Source organism: Kitasatospora sp. NPDC098652 (assembly GCF_044760155.1).
GTDB lineage: Bacteria > Actinomycetota > Actinomycetes > Streptomycetales > Streptomycetaceae > Kitasatospora.
Genome location: NZ_JBIWAQ010000008.1, coordinates 157,666 through 176,229 on the forward strand (window position 1 = coordinate 157,666; position 18,564 = coordinate 176,229).

Genomic DNA, 18,564 nt, shown 5'->3' on the forward strand with positions numbered 1-18,564 from the left:
CACCACCGGAGCCGCCCCGGTGCCCGCGCTCACGCCCACTCCCGCTGACCGCCGTCGAGCGCCGCCAGGGCGCCCGGCAGCTTCTGCCGCAGGGCGTCGACGAGCCGGCCGCTGTTCTCCAGCGCCGCCCGCAGGCCCTCGGTGGGCGTGGTCCCCGCGCGCTGGCCGAGCACCACGCCGTAGACGAGCCGGCGGCCCGAGCCGCCCTTGCCGTCCGGGACCTCCAGGGCCCACATCAGGTTGCCGCCCGCCGGCGTGCTCGACCCGGTCTTCAAACCGACCACCCCGGGGCGGTCGAGCAGCGTGTTGGTGTTCCGCAGTGGTTCGGCCCGCCCCGGGAGCGTGGTGCTGCGCAGCGCCACCGTCGCCCGCAGCGCCGGCTCCTTCATCGCCTCGCGGGCCAGCTTGAGCTGGTCGGCGGCGGTGGACACGGTCGTGGCCTCGAAGCCGCTGGCCCCGGTGTAGGTCGTACCGGTCATCCCCAGCCGGGCCGCCTCCGCGTTCATCCGGGCCACGAACGCCTCCTGGCTGCCCGCGTCCCAACGGGCCAGCAGCCGGGCCACGTTGTTGGCGGACGGGAGCAGCATCACCTCCAGCAGCTTGCGCTGGGTGAGCCGCTGCCCCTCGGTGACGGGGGCCGTGGACTCGCTCGCCGAGGCCGACTCGGCCGCGGCCTGCGCGTCGACCGTGATCGTCGGCCCGTCCTCGCCGTCCTTGAGCGGGTGGTCCCGGAGGACGACGTACGCCGTCATCACCTTGGTGACGCTCGCGATCGGCACCGGCTGCTGCTGCGGCCCCTTGACCCCGAGGACGCCGGCCTTCGCCACGGCGACGGCCGACTGCCCGTCCGTGGGCCACGGGAGGTCGAGGTCGGCGACGGCCTCGGGCGCCGGGAGCACCAGCGCCCCGTCCGCCCTGGCGGCCCCGCCCGCCCCGGGGCCCGCACCCGGGCCGCCGTCGGGCAGGGCGGCCAGCGCGCCCCCGCCGGCCCCCGCGACCAGCACCCCGGCCAGCACCCACAGCACCCCTCGGCGGGGCACCCGGCCCCGGCCCCGGCCGGACGCGGTACGGCGGTCTCGGCTTGCAGGTTCGGCAACTTTCGCAACGGACTTCGCGACGACGGACACGACGGCTGCCTCCCGGAGCAGAGGGACACGGACCCCGGTGCGGCCGACGGCCACCGGGTGTGCCCACAGCCTCCGCGACCAGCGCTTCCGCCCGGTCGGAGCGGGACTTCCACCGGCGCGCAGTCGTGTATCAGCCGTGTACCAGTGGCCGCCGACGCGCCTCGGCCCGTACCGACGCCGTCGGAGACCACGCCCGTGCGAAGGCGGACGAGTTGCCGGAATGGGAACATGGTCGTAGTGATGACGGCCATCCGGCCGCCTGGATCTCCGGACACCCGAGGCCCGGCGGCCTGGAGATTCCGGTTCCGGTTCCGGGGGACGGACCGTACTGCGCGGGCCTCCGGGCTCTCGGCGCGGGAACTGCTCGCCTTCGGTGCACATCCGTGAGGAGCTCCTCCCATGTCAAGGCCCGTTCAGCCACCGCCCGAGGACTTCGCACGGTCCGGCGAGGGCGTGGAACTCCGACCGCCCGACGGCCTGCCCGAGGTCCCCGGCTTCGACCCCGCCGAGCTCCCGCCGGAGCTGTTGGAGGCGCGGGCCGCGATCGAGGGAGTCCTGAGCGGGCAGGGTGACGAGCGCAGCCGAGTCCGGTCCGCGGACGACGTCACCGAGCTGACCGACATCACCGAACTGACCAACATCCAGGGGGTCGGCATCGGCAGGTCCGCACCGTCCGAGCGAGGTCCGGCCGGCGGTGCCGTGGAGCCGGGGCGGCCGACGCTGACGGTCTACCTGACCCGGCCGAGGACGGCCGAGGACGTCAGGGCGGTGCTCGTCGACCGCATGGGCGTCGGAGCCGCCGCGTCCTCCGGGGTGGTCGTGGTCCCGGTCGTGACCGGGCCGATCGAGGCGCAGACCTTCGAGCTGCGGCAGCGGCCGGCGCCAGGCGGCGCGTCCGTTCTCGGCAACCCCAACGCCCTCGGCTTCGGCTTCGGCACGCTGGGCTGCCTGACCACCGGCCGCTCCTCCCCACGCGACCAGCGGACGCTCATCCTCAGCTGCAACCACATCCTCGCGAACAGCAACCTGGGCCGGCTCGGAGACTGCGTCGACCAGCCCGCCACCGGTGACTTCGGAGTCTGCCCCGACGACCTCGTAGCCGTCCTGGAGCGCTTCGTCCCGGTGGCCTTCGGCGGGCCCGTCAACCTCGTGGACTGCGCGACGGCATGGGCGGACCCGGCCAAGGTCAGCCCCAACGTCCTGGCCCGGGGGCCCGGCGGGACGTTCGAACTGGCGATCAGCTCCACGACCGCGGCCGCGACGGTCGGCCTGGCGGTCGGCAAGAGCGGGCGGACGACGGAGGTGACCGCGGGAACCGTCCAGGAGGTGGGCGCCTCGCACTGGGCCGACTACCCGGGCGGGAACTCCGCCTTCTTCTCCGGCTCCATCGCGATCACCGGAAACCTCGGGCCGTTCGCCGGGCGCGGGGACTCCGGAGCGATCGTCCGGACCGATGACGACAGCCGCAACCCGGTCGGCCTGCACTTCGCCGGCGCCTCCGATCAGAGCAGGGCGTTCGCGAACCCGATCGACATCGTGACCCAGGCCCTCGACGTCTTCATCACCGGCACCCGCTGAGCGTGCCGCCGTCGGACGCCCACCGGGCGGGCTGCCGCACCGGGCAGGGCGGGTTCCGGTCGAAGGGCGGCCTGCGGGGTCCGGATCACGGGGGCGGTGGGGTACGGCGCGCCTCGGGTGGTGAGCCCTGCCACGCGGCGCGGGGGACGCGGCAGGGTGCGGCTGCGGTGGCGACTTTTCCCCCGTCATGTGCGGACGTCATGTGCGGAGCTGCGCCGTCCCTCCCTACGATCCCTACGATTCGCCGGAGCACGTCCCGGCCGCGGGTCGCAGCGGCGCTCGGCACGACCGACGACGAGGACGGAACCATCGTGCGCAGGAACACCAGGAGCGAGAGACTCGGAACCGCCGCCTGCCTGCTGGCCGGGCTCGCGGCCATCGGCGTCGTCGCGGCGCCGGCCGCCCAGGCCCGCTCGGCCGCACCGGCCCGGGTCGAGGGCATCAACTGCAGCACCCCGACCATCGGCTTCCTCAACGGCCAGTGGTACTACGGCATTTCCTGCTCCGCCTGGGGCACCACCAAGTGGTGGGTGAACGTCAACTGTTCGGACGGCTCGTTCCGGAGCGACGGCCCGCACACGACCTTTCTGAACGTCCAGGTGTACTGCCCGCCGAACACCACCGTCACCAAGGGCTGGGTCAGCTACACCCCCTGACCCGCCCCCGCCGTCGCCCCCCTCCGTGGCCCCCGTCCCACCCGCGCTGGGGGGGCGACGGCGACGGGCGTCACTGCGCCGCGGCGGTGAGGAGCAGGTGGGCCAGGTCGGTCGGGCGGGAGAACATCGGCCAGTGGCCGGTGGCCAGTTCGGCCAGCTGCCAGTGCGGGGTGGTGAGCAGCTCGGCCACGTCCTCGTCGGGTTCCTCGCCCGCGAGGAGGCACTTGACGTACGTCGTGGGCAGGGTGGTGAGGGGGCCGGTCAGGGTGGCGGGCTCGGTGAGGGTGGCGCCCGGGTGCGGGGTCGCGCCCGCGACGATGCGGGCGGTCTGCTCCGCGGTGAGGCCGTGGCCGGCGAAGTGCTCGGGCCGGGCGCACGGCCAGGAGCCGCCGTTGGCGGCGAGGGCGGCCCGGAGCGCCGTGCCGCCGTCCGGCCAGCCGTCGGCGAAGGAGCGGCCGTCGACGGGGACGGCCGCGTCGACGAGGACCAGCCGGGCCAGCCGGTCGCCGATCCGCTGGGCGGCCTGGCCGACCGGGACGCCCGCGTAGCTGTGGCCGACCAGCACGACCCGGCGCAGGTCGTGGCGTTCGACCTCGGCCACGACGTCCTCGACGTGGGTCCGCTGCCCGGCCGGGACGTCCCGCTTCTCGGCCAGCCCGGACAGCGTCAGCGGGTGGACGGCGTGCCCGGCCGCGCGCAGCGTCGGGATCACGTCGGCCCAGGCCCAGGCGCCGAGCCGGGCACCGGCGACCAGTACGAAGTTCACCATGGCCGCACCGTAGTGGAGCGGTCCGGAGGGCGTCGCGCGGATATCCGTGACCGGCGGCCGGGTCCGGTCAGCCGAGGACGGCGTCGACCTCCACCTCGACCAACCAGTCCGGGTCGATGAAGCGGGAGACCTCGACGAAGGTGGTGACCGGGCGGATCGCCCCGAAGCGTTCCCCGTGCGCCCGCGCGGCCTCCTCCCAGGCCGTGACGTCGGTGAGCATGATCCTGGTCCGCACCACGTCCGTCAGCGAGGCGCCCGCCTCCGCCAGCGCGGCCTCGGCGATGTCCAGGCACCGGACGGTCTGGGCGTGGACGTCCCCGGGCCCGACCGTCCCGCCGTCCGCGCCGATCGGCGCGGTGCCCGCCACCGCGACGTAGGGACCCTTGCGGACCGCCCGGGAGAACCCGATGCGCGGTTCCAACGGCGAACCCGAACTGACCAGCCGACGCGTGTTGTCCATCGCGCCATGCTGGCAGAGCGGCGGGCGGACCGGCCACGCCGTCCCGAGGATCGGACGGGCGCGGTTCGGACGGGCGCGGCCCGGCTCGGTCGAGCGGCGGAGCAGCTGCTCAGCGGGCCGGGCGCCGGTCCTCCAGCCGGCCGATCAGCCGCGCGAGCCCGACCGGGATGGACAGGACCCGGTGTTCAGGAGCCGGCCACGGCCGTGAACTCGGCGGTGTGGACGGCGTCCCCGTGCTTGAAGTCGAGGTAGAGCCGGTACGGGCCGGCCGTCGGCGCCACCGCGTGAAAGGTGATCTCCGGGCCGGGCGCGGTGACCCCGTCGCCGGGCTCGCCGTTCGGATGGACGTGCAGGTAGGCGAGGTCGGCGGCGCGCAGGGCGACCAGGTGGCCGTAGGCGGCCAGGTAGGCCTGGAGGTCGGCGACGGGGGCGCCGTCGCGGGTCACGGTGAAGGTGAGCGGCGCGCCGGTGCCCGCCGTCAACTGCCCGGCCAGGGTGACGGTGTAGCCGTCGACCGTGGCGGTCGCCGAGGCCTCCGGCAGCGGGTGCCCGGCGCTCTCGCCGGGGAGGGTGAGGTCCACGCCGAGGGTGAGCGGGGCGGCGCCGACGGCCTTGAAGTCGGCGTAGGCGTGGTAGGCGGCGGGGCCGTCGAAGGGGTTGGCCACCCGCCAGGTGCCGTCCGCGTCCAGCGTGGGGTGGACGTGCCGGTATCCGGAGAGGTCGCGGCGGACCACGATCAGGTGCAGCAGGGCCTCGTGCTGGGGCTCGTACGCGGTGACGGCCTCGCCGTCCGGCCCGGTGATCCGGAAGGTGAACTCGCCCTCGGGGCCGACGGTCTCCGGTATCAGGGTGTAGCCCTGGTCGGAGGCCGTCAGCCCCTGCGGAGCGCCGTGACCGGCGTGGTGGTCGCCGTGGCCGTGGCTCTCGTGGTGCTCGTGGTGCTCGTGGTGCTCGCCGTGACCGGCGAGGTGCTCGTGCTGCTGGTGCTGCTGGTGACTGTGGTGCTGATGCGTGTTCATACCGTCCACGAACGCCGTCCGTTGCGCCCGCGTTCCCCGCCGGCGTCCGCTCCGAGCGAACTCGTGCGGCCCACGACGGCCCGCGCACGGCCCCCCTACCGTCGGGGCGTCACCCACAAGCGGTCGGCAAGGCGGCCTCCCGGTGCCGCCACCGCACCGGGTCGACGGCGGTGGTCCGGGGCGCCGCGGCGGGCGGTGGGCGGTACCCGGCGCAGGAGAGCACCAGCATCTCGCCGTCCCCCGGCTGGAACTCGTACGCCACCCGCTCCACCCGGCTGCCGATCCCGGCCCCGGCCAGTTCCTCGCGCAGCCGGTCCAGGCCGTGGTACCGCTCGCCGGTGTCGTACACCATCAGGGGGAACAGCCGGACCTCCCGCCGTGCGACCCGGGCCAGTTCCAGCAGTGCGGCCCGGTGGAACTCCTCGCCCAGCCGGTTGCCGTAGGAGAAGACCAGGTGCGAGCTGAGCACCAGGTCGAAGGAGGCGTCCGGGAAGGGGAGTCCGGGCAGCGCCCCGGCGACGTAGCGCTCCGGGCGGGCGGCGATGTCGGCCCGGAACAGTCGGGAGTTGGCGGTCCACTGCCGGACCAGGTCGTCCGTGTCGGCGTACCACGACGGGGTGAAGCCCGCCGTCTCCTGGACCAGCAGCTCCCGCTTGAAGCCGGTCTCCCGCTCCACCAGCAGCCCCAACTCCTCCCGGTGCACGGCGTATTCGCGGTCGACGGCGACCGCGTCGATCCCGCGCCGCCCGGCCTCGGCGACGAAGCTCGCCGCCCCGGCCGGGCAGTCCAGGACGCGCTGGTCGAGGTCGCGGTCGGTGAGCGCGAACATCGCGCGGTACTCGGCGAAGGAACGGGCGCTGACCAGCACGGCTCAGCCCCTCCCGACGAACGGCATGGTGGCCGGCAGCACCACCAGGGACTGGATGGTGGTGTCCGGCGGCTGCGCGGCCATCAGCAGCAGGGCGTCGGTGAAGCGCTCGACCGGGATGGTCGCCTCCACCGCCGACGTCCCGTCGGCCTGGGCCGCGGCGGGCTGCGGGGCGCCGTCCGGCGGGCTGACGTTGCCGACGTCGATCTGCCCGCAGGTGATGCCGTACGGCCGGCCGTCCAGGGCGAGCACCTTGGTGAGGCCGAGGACGGCGTGCTTGGCGGCCGTGTAGGCGTGGGAGTTGGGACGCGGCACGTGCGCGGAGGGCGCGCCGTTGTTGATGATCCGGCCGCCCTGCGGGTGCTGGGTGCTCATCAGCCGGAAGGCCTCCCGGGCGCACAGGAAGCTGCCGGTGACGATGGTGTCCAGGACGCGGTTCCAGTCGTGGAAGGACGTCTCGGTGATGGGCCGGCGCGGGGCGGCGGCGCCCGCGTTGTTGAAGAGCAGGTCGAGCCGGCCGTAGCGGTCGCGGACGGCGTCGAACAGCCGGGCGACCTCCTCGGGGTTGCGGATGTCGGTGGGCACCGCCAGCACCCGTTCCGGATCGACGACGCCGGTGTCGACAGCTCCGGAGTCCACGGCTCCGGTGTCCACGACGCCGGAGTCGACGGCGAGTGCGGCGGCGAGTGCGGCGGTCTCCTCCAGCGCGTCCTTGCGGCGGCCCGCGACCACCACCGTCCAGCCGGCGCCGACCAGGGCTAGCGCGGAGGCCCGGCCGAGCCCGCTGCCGCCGCCGGTGACCAGGGCGACCTTCCCGTCCGGTCGGTTCACGGCGCCCATGTCTCCCCCTCGTTGAGCCAGATCCGCAGCATCCGCCGGGCGTGCCGGCCGGGTTCGTCGAGGTACGCCGAACGTCCGTGCAGCACGCGGCTGTTGCGGATGATCAGCAGGTCTCCGGCGGCCATCGGTAGGCCGAAGGCGATCTCCGGGCGGTACAGCACCTCGTCCAGCACGCCGAGCGCCTCCCACTGACGGTCCGTCAGTTCCGGCCCGCCGCGGTCGGGTGAGGAGCGCACGGTGCGGGTCTGGTAGTAGCAGCCGATCGTGCCGTCCTTCCTCGGGTACAGGATCGGGGTGATTACCAGCTGCGGGCCCGCCCGGCCGGTCCGGTCGAAGGTCCAGTCCTGGCCGAGCGTGGCCAGGGCGTCCGGCCGCTCCCGGCCGATCAGGTCGTGGACGTGCCGGGCGCTCGCCAGCTTGGTCAACCCTCCGCCGTGGTGGGCGGGTTGGAGGCAGAGCAGGACGAGCAGGTCGCAGGTGTCGCAGTGGAAGCCGAGTTCGGTGTTGCCGTCCCCGTCGTGGTCGCGCAGCACCGAGGTGAGGTCGCCGCGGCCGTTCTGCGGGACGATCCGGCCGTAGTCCCGCAGCAGGAAGGACAGCACCTCGGTGATCTCCCGCTCCGGCCGGTCCGGGTCGACCAGGTTGGCGACGTGGGTGAGCCCGACCGAGTCGACGGCCGCCCCGACGAAGGACCGCAGCCGCTCACGCACCGGCCCGGCCGCGCCCCAGCGCCGGGCCCGGGCGTCGGCCCACAGCAGTTGCCGCTCGCCGTCGCTCAGCGGCAGCGACCACAGCTGCCGCCGGGCCTCCAACTCCAGGCTGCTCCAGCCGATCTCGGTCACGGTGTGCTCGTTCACAGCGTCTCCTCCTGCCCCGTCCCGGCCGCGACGGCCTTGGACCAGAGCGCCAGTGCCTCGTCGACCTGCGCGGCCGTGACGACCAGCGCGGGGATCATCCGGACCACGTTGAGGTGGATCCCGCAGAGCAGGAGCAACAGTCCTAGCTCGGCCGCCGCCTGCTGGACCCGCCGGGCCGTCTCCGGATCCGGCGAGCCGTCCGGGCGGCAGAACTCGCTGGCCGCCATCAGCCCGCGGCCCCGGACGTCGCCGATGCCCGGCACCCCGGCGGCGACCGTCCGCAGGCCGTCCAGCAGCCGCTCGCCCTGCTCGGCCGCGTTCTCCACCAGCCGTTCCTCGCGCAGCACGTCCAGGGTGGCCAGGGCGGCGGCGCAGGCCACCGGGTTCCCGCCGTAGGTGCCGCCCTGGGAGCCCGGCCAGGCGCGGCGCATCAGCTCGGTCGGCGCGGCGACGGCGGACAGCGGGAAGCCGCTGGCCAGGCCCTTGGCGGTGATCAGCACGTCGGGCCGCACCCCCGCCTCGTACTGGTGGGCCCAGAAGCGGCCGGTGCGGCCGAAGCCGGTCTGCACCTCGTCCAGCACCAGCAGCAGGCCGTGCCGGTCGGCGCGCTCACGCAGCCCGGCCAGGAACCCGGCCGGGGCGGGGACGTAGCCGCCCTCGCCGAGCACCGGTTCGACGAACAGGGCGGCGGTCTCGGCGGGCGCGGAGACGGTGGCCAGCACCTCGTCCAGCCCGCGTAGGGCGTGCGCCACCGCCTCCTCCTCGGACAGTCCGAGCCGGAAGGCGGCCGGGAAGGGCGCGACCGCGACCCCGGGCGGCAGCGGGCCGATGCCCGCCCGGAAGCGGGTCCCGGCGGTGGTGAGCGAGGCGGCGCCCATGGTGCGGCCGTGGAAGGAGCCCTCGAAGACGATCACGTTCTGCCGCCCGGTGGCGTGCCGGGCCAGCCGCAGCGCCGTCTCCACCGCCTCCGTCCCCGCGGTGGCGTAGCAGAGCGAGTCCAGGCCGGGCGGCAGCACGTCGCCCAACCGGTCGGTGAGGGTGAGCAGTTGGTCGTGCAGGACGGTGGTGTACTGGCCGTGCAGCAGCCGGCCGGCCTGTTCGCGGACGGCCTCGACCACCCTCGGGTGGCAGTGGCCGGTGCTGGTCACGCCGACGCCGGAGGTGAAGTCGAGGTAGCGGCGGCCGGCGGCGTCGTAGAGGTGGAGGCCTTCGCCGCGGACGGCGACGACGGGGGTGGCCTGCTTGAGCACGGGGGAGAGCTGGGACAACGGAGTCTGCCTTCTCTCGGGGCGGGTCGGAGCGGGCGGGGTCGGAGCGGGCGGGTCGGAGCGGGCGGGTCGGAGCGGGCGGGTCGGAGCGGGCGGGTCGGAGGTCGGGCGGGACGGGACCGAGCGGAACGGGACCGGTCGGGCGGAACGGTTCAGCGGGGTGGCGGCAGGTGGCCCGCCTCGGCGGCCCAGGTCTGCGCGGCCGCCCACCACCGCGCGGTCGGCGCGGCGAAGCGGACGCCCAGCCGGTCCAGCACGGCGGTGGTGTACCCGCAGTCCACCCGGACGTTGCGCTCCTCCTGCTGGGCCCAGGCGGCGGCCAGCCGGGCGGCCGTCGGGTGCCGCCGCTCGGCCCGGGCGATGGCGGCCGCGAAGCCCTCCTCGTCGGTGAGCCGGACGGGGCGGCCGTGCGCGGCGAGCCAGCCCACCAGTTCGTCGTGCGGCGTCGGGTACGGGTTCTCGACGTGGTACGCGCCGGGCGCCGCGTACGGGTCGAGGGCGATCGCGGCGATCCCGGCGGCCACCGTGTCCACGTACGAGAACGCGAAGGCCGTGTCCGGTCGGCTGGGGGCGGCACCGGCCAGCAGGTAGCCGCGCACCAGCTGGTAGACCCGGTTGTCGCCGGGGTTGGCCTGGAAGGCGCCGGTCCGGCTGTGCGCGGCGATGTGGCCGCTGCGGTACAGGTAGGCGGGGTGCCCGCCGGCCGCCCAGGCCCGGACGGCCTGCTCGGCCCGGTACTTGCTGCGCTCGTACGGGGTGCGGAAGCGCTGGCCGATCCACAGGTCCGCCTCGCCGAACCGGCGCGGCGGGCCGTCCACGCCGCCGGACACGGTCAGCGTGGAGACGTGGTGGAAGCGGGCCTGCGGGGTGTGCTCGCCGACCCAGCCCAGCAGTCGGCGCACCGCCGCGTGGTTGGCCCGCTCCAGCTCCTCGGGCGCCGCGACCAGCCGGACGTCCGCCGCCGCGTGCACCACGATCCGGGCCTCCCGGGCCCGTTCCAGCCCGGCCGGGGACAGGCCCAGACCGTCCCGTTCGAGGTCCCCGGCGACGACGTGGGCGGCCCGCCCGCCGGCCAGCCGCCGGACGGCTCCGGCGTCGTCGGCGGCCCGCACCAGGCAGGTGACCACGGCGCCGCGCCGCCGGAAGGCGTCCAGCAGGTGCCGCCCGAGGTAGCCGGTGGCGCCGGTGAGCAGCACGCGGGCGGGTTCGCGGACGGTCGCCCGGGCGGTGGGCGCCACCCCGGTGTGCAGCAGCTGCCCGGAGGTGGACAGCGGCGAGCGGACGGGCTCGTCCGCGGTGGGCCCGCCGAGCACCGTGGCGAAGTGGTCGAGGACCCGCCGGGCGGCCGGGTGCCCCACCGTCGGCCATCCGTACACCAGGTCGGCGACCAGGCGCCGCTCCACCACCCGGGCGGTGAGCCGCAGCCGGTACAGCGGGTCGCCACCGGGGCAGCGGGCCGTACCGGCCTGTTCGTCGGCGACGGTCCAGTCCAGCGCGGGTTCCTCGGGCAGCCGGAAGGTGCCGAGGAAGTTGAACCCGAGGTCCGGCCGCGCACCGGGGGCGTCCATCGGCCGGACGGGCGCCTCGCGCAGCCGGCGGGCCGTCTCGGCCGGTCCGGCGCCGCTCGCGGGGTCCAGCTCGACGTGCTTGACGGCGGTGAACCAGCCCACGGTGTCCAGGAATTCACCCGGGTCGCCGACCGCGTCCCGGCCGTGGGTCTCGACCTCCACGGCCAGCCGGGGCCCGCCGCGCCGACCGCCGGCGGCCTCGGCAGGGGTGACGGCCTCGGCAGGGGTGGCGGCCTCGGCGCGGGCGACGGCCTCGGCGAAGGCGTCCAGCAGGACGGCCTCCAGCCCGGCGCCACCGCCGTGCCGGGCGACCAGCCGGGCGGTGGCCTCGGCGTCCAAGGCCCAGCTGAGCGCGGCCGGCCGGACGGGCGGACCGGGGTCGGCGGCGGCGGGCCGCACCGGCGCCGTGGGCCGGGCGGCGGCGGGCAGGGCGGCAGGCGGGGCAGCGGCCGCCCACCGGTAGAAGTCGGCCGTCGGCGGCAGCCCGGCCGGCTCGCCGTCCAGCACCGCCCGGTAGGCCCGGGCGAGGTCGTCCAGCAGGATCCGCCAGGACAGCCCGTCGACCACCAGGTGGTGGGCGATCAGCGCCAGCCGCTGGTCGGTTCCGGGCGGGCCGGTGAACAGGTGGGCGCGCAGCAGCCGGCCGGCCAAGGGGTCGAGGCTGCGGTGGAGTTCGGTGCAGACCCCGGCGACGGTGTCGGCGATCGCCCGCGTGGCGCGCGGGATGCGGGAGTGGGAGAGCGGGTCGAGGTCCGCGACGGCGAGCGGCTCGCCGGGACCGTCCGGGCCGACGGGCCGGCGCAGCGCCGGGTGGCCTTCCAGGACGGCCGCGAGTGCCGCCGAGAGCACGGCCGGGTCGACGGCGGCGCGGCAGCGCAGCAGGACGGACTGGTTCCAGTGCCGCAGGTCGTCCACCGACACCTGCCGGTACAACCAGCGCTGGGCGGGGGCGAGTTGGCCGCCGCCCGGGTGGCGCGGCGCCGGTGCGGAGGCGCCGACGGGCACGGCCGCCGAGGCCAGCCCGGCCGCCGTCGGGTACCGGTAGAAGTCCTCGTGGCTGACCCGCAGCCCGGAGCGCCGCAGCAGGGCGATGGTGCGCATGGCGAGGATGGAGTCCCCGCCGAGGCCGATCACATCGGCCCGCGCTCCGATCCGGGGCAGGCCGAGCGCGCCGGCCCAGAACCGGGCGATCTCCCCGGCCAGGCCGTCCCCGGCCGCATCCGTCGTACTCGCCGAACCCGCCGGGCCCGCCGTACCTTCCGAGTCCGCCGAATCCGCCGAATCCGCGGAGTCCGCGGAGTCCGCTCCGTCGGCCGGATCGGCCCGGGCCTCGACCAGCCGGTCCACCAGCTCGGCCAGCCGGGCCCGGTCCAGCTTGCCGTTCGGCCCGAACGGGAAGTCGGGCAGCACCAGGACCGGCCGCGGCACGGAGTAGCCGGGCAGCCGGGAGCGCAGCCGGTCGACCAGCCCCGAGAGGTCGACGGAGGGATCCAACAGCCGGACCACGCCGACCAGTTGGTTCCCGGTGGCGGTCTCCCGCAGCAACGCCGCGGAGCCCGCCACGCCCGGGTGGCCGTCCATCGCCCGCTCGACCTCGGCGAGGTCGACCCGGTATCCCCGGACCTTCACCTGCCGGTCCACCCGGCCGAGGAACACCAGGTCGCCGTCGGCCCGTCGGCGGCACAGGTCGCCGGTCCGGTAGGTCCGACGGCCGTCCCGCCGGACGAAGCCCCGGGCGGTCTCCTCGGGCCGTCCGAAGTACCCGGCGCTGACGCCCCGCCCGCCGATCAGCAGTTCCCCCACCGCGCCGTCGGCCACCGGCCGCCCCGCGCCGTCCACCAGCGTGAGCAGCACCTCGCCGATCCCGCTGCCGATCGGCACGGTCGCCTCCCCGGCCGGGAGTTGGCGGGCGGCGGTGGCCAGGAAGCAGGTCGCGCCGACGGTCGTCTCGGTCGGCCCGTAGTGGTTGACCAGCAGCTCGGTGACGCCGTCGTCGAGCAGGGCGGCCGCGAGCGGGCGGGGCAGGGCCTCGCCGCCGAGCAGCAGGGTGCGCAGCGGCGGGGTGCCCGCCGGGCGGCCCTCCAGCAGCGCGGCCAGGTGGGAGGGGGTGGTCTTCACGGTGTCGACCCCGGCGCGGCGCAGCGTGGCCCAGAACGCCGTGGGGTCGCGGATCTCCCGGTCGGGCACCACGTGCACCGAGCCGCCGGTGGCCAGGGCGAGCAGCCAGGCGGTGTGGCCGAGGTCGGCGGCGAGGGTGGTGACATGGGCGAGCCGGGGGGCGTCGGCCTCGGTGAGCCCGAGCCGGGCGGCCAGGGCGTGGGCGTAGTGGACGGCGTTGGCGTGGGTGACGGTCACGGCCTTGGGCTCGCCGCCGGATCCGGAGGTGAAGGACAGGTACGCCGGGTCCTCCCCGCCGGGCCGGGCACCCTGCCACCCCGGCTCGTCCGCCGGTCCGCCCGCCGGTCCGCCCGCCGGTCCGGTCCCCGGCACGTCCGCCAGCACGTCCACGACCTCGGCGCCCGGAGCGGCGCCCCCGCCCTCGGTGGCGAGCACCCGCCCCACCCCGACGGCGGCCAGTCGCCGGGCCAGGTCGGCGGCCGTCCAGTCCGGGTCGGTCAGCACGGCGGCCGCGCCGGAGCGCAGCACTCCGTGCAGCAGCACCAGCATCCGGGCGTCCCGGGGGCCGAGCAGGGCGACCCGGTCGCCGCGCCCGGTGCCGCCGGCGGCCAGCCGGGCGGCGATCCGCCCGGCGGCGGCGTCCAGGGTGCGGTGGTCGAGGCTGTGGCGGCCGTCGCTGACGGCGGGCCGGTCGGGGTGGGTGCGGGCGCGCTCGGACAGCAGGGCGGTGAGCGAGCCGGTGTCGGGCGTGGTGGCCCGGAGGTGCTGGGTCGCGGAGGTCACGCCGGCTCGTCCCCCGTCCGCACCGCGCGGGCCGTTCGGGTCGTACGGGTCGTACGGGCCGGGTCGGCCGTACGGGCCGGGTCGGCCGTACGGGCCGGGTCGGCCGTACGGGCCGGGTCGGCCGTACGGGCCGGGTCGGCCGTTCGGGTCGGGTCGGCCGTACGGGTCGTACCGGTCCGGTCGGCCGTACGGGTCGTACCGGTCCGGTCGGCCGTACGGGTCGTACCGGTCCGGTCGGCCGTACGGGTCGGGTCGGCCGCGCGGTGCGCATGGACCGCACGGTACGGACCGGGCAGGTCCAGCCCCGCCGGGTCCCCCGCCAGGTACCCGTCCAGCACGGTGCCCGCGCGCAGCCGTCCGGCCAGTTCCCAGGCCAGCATGCGGTGCAGGCCGTCGACGTGGATCAGCCCGTGCCGGACCACCAGGCCCTGGTAGTCGGGGTGGTCGACCGGCGCGGTGGCGAGGTAGAGCGCGGTGAACGGCGCCCGCCGGAGCAGCCGGAGCTTCGCCGCGCAGAGCGGGTTGGCCGCCGCCCAGTCGGCGCCGCCGGAGCGGACGCGTTCGGCCGCGCGGGCGACGGTCAGCCCGGTGCGCGGGACCAGTTCGCGCGCGCCGCCCTCGCTGAGGTGCCAGGGCAGGACGACGCCGAGAACGTCGGCCCGGGTCAGCCGGACCCGCCACCAGCCGCCGGGGATCTCTTCGTCGGCGCGTTCCAGGTTCTCCTCGCCGTACAGGTTGGTGTTGGCCTCGTGGGCGCGTTCCACCGGATGGTCCCGCAGGTAGGCCCGGTGGACCTCGGAGTAGGCGACAGCGCTGACGATCTCCACGACGGTGCTCCTCAGGCGGTTCAGACGGTTCCGGTGTACTCGGTGAAGTGGTGTTCCGCGAACAGGTCGGGCCACTGGCCGTCGGCCAGGTCGAGTTCGCGGGCCCGGGAGAGCATCTGCCGCCAGTGCGGCTTCACCGGGCGCCAGCGCGCTCCGACCTGGCAGTAGGAGGCGTCGATGAAGTACCGGGGCCGGCCCGGCCCGCCGGGCGCCGGCCTGCGGGTGTGGAACAGGGCCGAGTTGAGCAGCACCGTGGTGCCGGGCGGCAGCCGGTCGAGGACCACCTCGCCGGGCAGTTCGCCGGTGCCGTGGTGGGCGTAGGCGCCCTTGTTCGCGGTGCGGCGGTGCGAGCCGGGCAGCACGGCCAGGCTGCCGACCCGCTCGTCCAGGCCGGTGAGGTAGTGCAGGGCGTGGACCATCAGCAGTGACGGGTCGGAGCGGTCGTTGGGCTCGCAGTCGTGGTGCCACGGCTTGCCGGGGAGGTCGGGGGCCTGGCGGTCGCTGTGCAGGTGGTGGAAGACGAAGGACCGGCCGATCAGAGCGGTCAGCGCCCGCAGCAGCGGCGGATGGGTGAGCAGTTCGCCGTGCGCGGGGAGTTCCAGTTCCAGCAGCGGGGGCGGCCCGTGCCGGCGGGGGTCGGTGCAGGCGGCGATCGAGCGGGCCCGCAGGCCCTCGTCGACCCAGCGGTCCACCTCGGGGGCGAGGCGTTCGCGCAGGGCTTCCGGGAGCAGCCCGGGCAGGACCAGGTACCCGGACTCCAGGAACTGACGACGGCGCTCGACGTCGAGGGCCTCACGCCCGGTGGAGAACACGGTCACCGTCCCGACCCCCTCCTTCCGTTCGACGGGACGCACAGCGGGACTCGGCACAGCGGGACATGGTTCGGGCATGGAGGCACACGGGTCGTCCTGACTTCGGGTGGCGGCGGTGTCGCCCGTCGTCGCCACAGACAGCTGGATGCGCGTTCGGAATCGCGACCGGGCCCACCTACCGGGCCCACGATCGCCACGAAGCGACGGGAGTCGATCACGCAAAGTGATCCGCCCCAGGAGTATGAACCGGCCTTCGCGTCCACGACAAGACCAAAGCCAACCCGTGGCCACCTTCCCGCCACCGTGCCGTTCAGCTCCGGCCACCAGTCGCTTCGCACCCCAACAGAAACTCCGGCGCTCCCCCGCCCCGATGATTCGCCGTCGGAACAGCGGATGCGGCAGAGTTGGCGGCATGAGCGTTGACGCCCGGAGTCTCCAGCACAGCCCCGGACCGGCCAGGCGGCGGCCGGTCCAGCAGCGCAGCCAGGAGCGGTACGGCCGCATCCTGGACGCCTGCGCCCGGCTGCTGGACGAGGTGGGTGCGACCGCCCTGACCACCAAGGAGGTCGCCCAGCGCGCCCAGGTGCCGATCGGCACCCTGTACCAGTTCTTCGCCGGCAAGGAGGACCTGCTGGCCGCCCTCGCCACCCGCAACCTCGACCACTACCTCCAGCGCCTGGACGACCGGCTGGCCGGCTCCGCCCCGGTCGGCCCGGCCGGGTTCACCGACCTCGCGGTGGAGGAGTTCGTCGCGATGAAGCGTGCGGTGCCCGGTTTCGGCCAGGTCGACTTCGGGCTCGCCGGTACGGCGGTGCCCTCCGGGGTGCGGAACGAGAAGCACCTGCTGGACTCCGGCGTCGACAACAACACCGCCGTCGCCCTGCGGCTGCAGGCACTCGGCGGCGAACTGTTCGAGGCCGGCGACCCGGCGGCCACCACGCTCGCCCTGCGGGTCGCCCTGGAGGCGGCCGACGCGGTGCTCAAGCTGGCCTTCCGGGGGGATCCGCAGGGCGATCCGGCGCTGATCACCGAGTGCAAGCGGCTGGTGCGCGGCTACCTCGCGCAACAACTGCCCACCCACTGACCGCCGTCCCTCAGCCCCGGCCGGGTCCCGCTGCTCCCATCGTTCCCATCGCTCCCGCCGGACCTGCCGCTCCCGCGGCTCCCAGCGCTCCCGTCGGCCCGAGGCGTTGCGGGCCCGCCGCCCGCGCAGCACAGTGGATAGCGGAACCCCGCACGACCCGAGGAGCAGACCATGCACGCAGCGGTAGGTGACCAGCTCCACATCCACAGCAGAGCCGTGGGCATGGTGGACCAGAAGGGCGAGATCATCGAGGTGCGCGGCACCGACGGTGAGCCGCCGTACGTGGTCCGCTTCGAGGACGGCCACGAGGGCCTGATCTACCCCGGCCCCGACTGCAACGTCGAACCCCGCCTGGCGGAACGCTGACCCACTCCCCCGCCACCTCGCGCCGGGCCCGGGCGAGGTGGTGAGGAGGGGTGTCCGCGCCCACGACCCCGCTGCCCGGAGCGCTCGCCGGGCTCGCGCCACTGCTGGACCACTACGGGTACCTGGCGGTGGCGCTGCTCGTGCTGCTGGACAACTGCGGCATCCCGGTACCCGGGCAGACCGTCCTGGTGCTCGCCGCGGTGTACGCGGGCACCGGCCACCTGGACCTCGCCGCCGTCCTGCTGATCGGGGCGGCCGCCGCCACCCTCGGCAACATGCTCGGCTACCTGATCGGCCACACCGGCGGGCGCGTCTTCGTCCACCGCTGGGGCCGCTACGTGCTGCTCACCCCGGCCCGGATGGAACGCGCCGACGGCTTCTTCGCCCGGCAGGGCGGCAAGGTCGTCACGGTCGCCCGCTTCGTGGACGGGCTGCGCCAGTACAACGGCATCATCGCCGGGACCACCGAGATGCCCTGGCGCCGCTTCGCCGTCTTCAACCTCCTCGGCGCGGTGCTGTGGACGGCCGTCTGGGGCACCTTCGGGTACGTCGCCGGGGCCAACATCGGGGCGGTGTACCGGACGGCGCTCCGCTACCAGCTCTGGTTCGCGATCGGACTCGGCGTCCTGGTCGCGGTGTTCCTGCTGCGGCAGGTGCTGCGCTACCGGCGCCGACGCCGCGAGGACGCCGGCGCCGGCACCGGCACGCAGGAACCCGAGGAACCTGAGGGGCCCGAGGAACCTCAGGGGCCCGGGAGCGGTTAGCCCAGCGGGAAGACCTCGAACGGCACCGCGAAGCGCGTCCCCAGCCGGCTGCCCGCGCCCCGGCCGAAGCCCTCCAGGAACTCCCGGGCGTCCGCCATCGCCCCGCCCAGCCCGGCCAGGTACGCCTTGTGCTCCTCCAGCGAGGCGACGCCCAGGTCGAAGGTGTCGGTGGTGTCCACCGCGTGCCGGGCCTCGGGCGAGGCGGCCGCCCAGATCTGCCGGACGCCGTTCCAGGGCTGGTGGCCCTCGTCCAGCAGTTCGCGGAACACCCAGCGGTTGCCCGCGTCGCGCACGCCGTCCAGGGTGGCCCGGCCGACCGCGATGTGGTCGGCCTGGTTGAGGAACGTGCCGCCGTAGGTCTCCCGGAAGTTGCTGGTGATCACGATGTCCGGGCGGTGCCGGCGGACCACCCGGGCGATGTCGCGGCGCAGCGGCAACCCGTACTCGACCACACCGTCCGGGTGGCCGAGGAACTCGACGGTCTCCACCCCGACCACCCGCGCGGAGGCGCGCTGCTCGGCCTCGCGCAGCGGGCCGCACCGCTCGGGGTCCATCGCGTCGATCCCGGCCTCGCCGCTGGTGACCATCACGTAGACCACCTGCTTGCCCTGGGCGGTCCAGCGGGCGACGGCCGCCGCGCCGCCGTACTCCATGTCGTCGGGGTGGGCGACGATCGCCACGGCGGTCCGCCAGTCCTCGTCGACGGGCTGGTAGGGCTCGGGCGCCTGCTCGGTCATGCTGCTCTCTTCCTTCGCTCGCGGCTCGTACGGCTCGTACGGCTCGCACGGCCCGTACGACTT

At 75.4% G+C, this 18,564-nt stretch carries 17 protein-coding genes; 5 read left to right on the top strand and 12 right to left on the bottom strand.

All coding sequences use genetic code 11. From position 1 onward, the window contains the following. Positions 1 to 29: 29 nt before the first annotated feature. The gene (locus ACIQWA_RS19530) at positions 30 to 1,040 is read right to left on the bottom strand and encodes a D-alanyl-D-alanine carboxypeptidase family protein (protein ID WP_402484039.1); all 1,011 of its coding nucleotides are present in this window, start codon (positions 1,038 to 1,040) and stop codon (positions 30 to 32) included. 486 nt (positions 1,041 to 1,526) lie between these two features. Between ACIQWA_RS19530 and ACIQWA_RS19535 the strand changes: the two genes are divergently transcribed. Both ACIQWA_RS19535 and ACIQWA_RS19540 read left to right on the top strand, forming a co-directional pair. Beyond that, the gene (locus ACIQWA_RS19535) at positions 1,527 to 2,705 is read left to right on the top strand and encodes a hypothetical protein (protein ID WP_402484041.1); all 1,179 of its coding nucleotides are present in this window, start codon (positions 1,527 to 1,529) and stop codon (positions 2,703 to 2,705) included. Between the two features lie 311 nt (positions 2,706 to 3,016). Continuing rightward, positions 3,017 to 3,361, top strand: coding sequence for a hypothetical protein (locus tag ACIQWA_RS19540; protein WP_402484043.1), 345 nt, complete (start codon positions 3,017 to 3,019; stop codon positions 3,359 to 3,361). Positions 3,362 to 3,431: 70 nt separating this feature from the next. Here the strand turns inward: ACIQWA_RS19540 and ACIQWA_RS19545 are convergent, their stop codons facing one another. The 10 genes from ACIQWA_RS19545 to ACIQWA_RS19590 form a co-directional block, all read right to left on the bottom strand. Further along, on the bottom strand, positions 3,432 to 4,130 hold the full coding sequence (locus tag ACIQWA_RS19545; protein ID WP_402484044.1) for an alpha/beta fold hydrolase: 699 nt from the start codon (positions 4,128 to 4,130) through the stop codon (positions 3,432 to 3,434). A 67-nt stretch (positions 4,131 to 4,197) separates the two neighbouring features. Next, the gene (locus tag ACIQWA_RS19550) at positions 4,198 to 4,590 is read right to left on the bottom strand and encodes a RidA family protein (RefSeq protein ID WP_360233908.1); all 393 of its coding nucleotides are present in this window, start codon (positions 4,588 to 4,590) and stop codon (positions 4,198 to 4,200) included. A gap of 185 nt (positions 4,591 to 4,775) precedes the next feature. Continuing rightward, the gene (locus ACIQWA_RS19555) at positions 4,776 to 5,609 is read right to left on the bottom strand and encodes a hypothetical protein (protein ID WP_402484046.1); all 834 of its coding nucleotides are present in this window, start codon (positions 5,607 to 5,609) and stop codon (positions 4,776 to 4,778) included. A 109-nt stretch (positions 5,610 to 5,718) separates the two neighbouring features. Then, the gene (locus tag ACIQWA_RS19560) at positions 5,719 to 6,477 is read right to left on the bottom strand and encodes a methyltransferase domain-containing protein (RefSeq protein WP_402484048.1); all 759 of its coding nucleotides are present in this window, start codon (positions 6,475 to 6,477) and stop codon (positions 5,719 to 5,721) included. Between the two features lie 3 nt (positions 6,478 to 6,480). After that, positions 6,481 to 7,317: an SDR family oxidoreductase gene (locus tag ACIQWA_RS19565; RefSeq protein ID WP_402484050.1), complete on the bottom strand. Its 837-nt coding sequence runs from the start codon at positions 7,315 to 7,317 to the stop codon at positions 6,481 to 6,483. Then, a complete protein-coding gene (locus ACIQWA_RS19570; RefSeq protein ID WP_402484052.1) occupies positions 7,305 to 8,174 on the bottom strand; it encodes a TauD/TfdA family dioxygenase in 870 nt (289 codons plus the stop codon). Before ACIQWA_RS19570 ends, ACIQWA_RS19565 begins: the two co-directional genes overlap by 13 nt. Then, on the bottom strand, positions 8,171 to 9,442 hold the full coding sequence (locus ACIQWA_RS19575) for an aspartate aminotransferase family protein (RefSeq protein ID WP_402484054.1): 1,272 nt from the start codon (positions 9,440 to 9,442) through the stop codon (positions 8,171 to 8,173). The genes ACIQWA_RS19570 and ACIQWA_RS19575 overlap by 4 nt, the downstream gene beginning before the upstream one ends. Positions 9,443 to 9,594: 152 nt before the next feature. Further along, positions 9,595 to 13,911, bottom strand: coding sequence for an AMP-binding protein (locus tag ACIQWA_RS19580; RefSeq protein WP_402484056.1), 4,317 nt, complete (start codon positions 13,909 to 13,911; stop codon positions 9,595 to 9,597). Next, entirely contained in the window at positions 13,908 to 14,738 is an 831-nt protein-coding gene (locus ACIQWA_RS19585; protein ID WP_402484058.1) for a DUF6309 family protein, read from the bottom strand. Before ACIQWA_RS19585 ends, ACIQWA_RS19580 begins: the two co-directional genes overlap by 4 nt. Before the next feature lie 20 nt (positions 14,739 to 14,758). Continuing rightward, a complete protein-coding gene (locus ACIQWA_RS19590) occupies positions 14,759 to 15,556 on the bottom strand; it encodes a phytanoyl-CoA dioxygenase family protein (protein ID WP_402484060.1) in 798 nt (265 codons plus the stop codon). 406 nt (positions 15,557 to 15,962) lie between these two features. Here ACIQWA_RS19590 and ACIQWA_RS19595 point away from each other — a divergent pair, with 406 nt between their 5' ends. From ACIQWA_RS19595 to ACIQWA_RS19605, 3 genes are all read left to right on the top strand, one after another. Then, the gene (locus tag ACIQWA_RS19595) at positions 15,963 to 16,634 is read left to right on the top strand and encodes a TetR/AcrR family transcriptional regulator (RefSeq protein WP_402484062.1); all 672 of its coding nucleotides are present in this window, start codon (positions 15,963 to 15,965) and stop codon (positions 16,632 to 16,634) included. A 171-nt stretch (positions 16,635 to 16,805) separates the two neighbouring features. Beyond that, positions 16,806 to 17,000 (top strand): DUF1918 domain-containing protein, encoded by a 195-nt coding sequence (locus tag ACIQWA_RS19600; protein ID WP_360233937.1) that lies wholly within the window; start codon positions 16,806 to 16,808, stop codon positions 16,998 to 17,000. 50 nt (positions 17,001 to 17,050) lie between these two features. Then, on the top strand, positions 17,051 to 17,764 hold the full coding sequence (locus tag ACIQWA_RS19605) for a DedA family protein (protein WP_402484064.1): 714 nt from the start codon (positions 17,051 to 17,053) through the stop codon (positions 17,762 to 17,764). Here ACIQWA_RS19605 and ACIQWA_RS19610 read toward each other — a convergent pair. After that, positions 17,761 to 18,501, bottom strand: coding sequence for a PIG-L deacetylase family protein (locus ACIQWA_RS19610; RefSeq protein ID WP_360233943.1), 741 nt, complete (start codon positions 18,499 to 18,501; stop codon positions 17,761 to 17,763). The genes ACIQWA_RS19605 and ACIQWA_RS19610 overlap by 4 nt on opposite strands. Positions 18,502 to 18,564 lie beyond the last annotated feature (63 nt).

What these genes read in the sequence shown, in the direction of transcription:
- ACIQWA_RS19535 (WP_402484041.1), top strand. Translation starts at nt 1,527, where the DNA reads ATGTCAAGGCCCGTTCAGCCACCGCCCGAGGACTTCGCACGGTCCGGC.
- ACIQWA_RS19545 (WP_402484044.1), bottom strand. Translation starts at nt 4,130, where the DNA reads ATGGTGAACTTCGTACTGGTCGCCGGTGCCCGGCTCGGCGCCTGGGCC.
- ACIQWA_RS19550 (WP_360233908.1), bottom strand. Translation starts at nt 4,590, where the DNA reads ATGGACAACACGCGTCGGCTGGTCAGTTCGGGTTCGCCGTTGGAACCG.
- ACIQWA_RS19555 (WP_402484046.1), bottom strand. Translation starts at nt 5,609, where the DNA reads ATGAACACGCATCAGCACCACAGTCACCAGCAGCACCAGCAGCACGAG.
- ACIQWA_RS19565 (WP_402484050.1), bottom strand. Translation starts at nt 7,317, where the DNA reads ATGGGCGCCGTGAACCGACCGGACGGGAAGGTCGCCCTGGTCACCGGC.
- ACIQWA_RS19595 (WP_402484062.1), top strand. Translation starts at nt 15,963, where the DNA reads ATGAGCGTTGACGCCCGGAGTCTCCAGCACAGCCCCGGACCGGCCAGG.
- ACIQWA_RS19600 (WP_360233937.1), top strand. Translation starts at nt 16,806, where the DNA reads ATGCACGCAGCGGTAGGTGACCAGCTCCACATCCACAGCAGAGCCGTG.
- ACIQWA_RS19610 (WP_360233943.1), bottom strand. Translation starts at nt 18,501, where the DNA reads ATGACCGAGCAGGCGCCCGAGCCCTACCAGCCCGTCGACGAGGACTGG.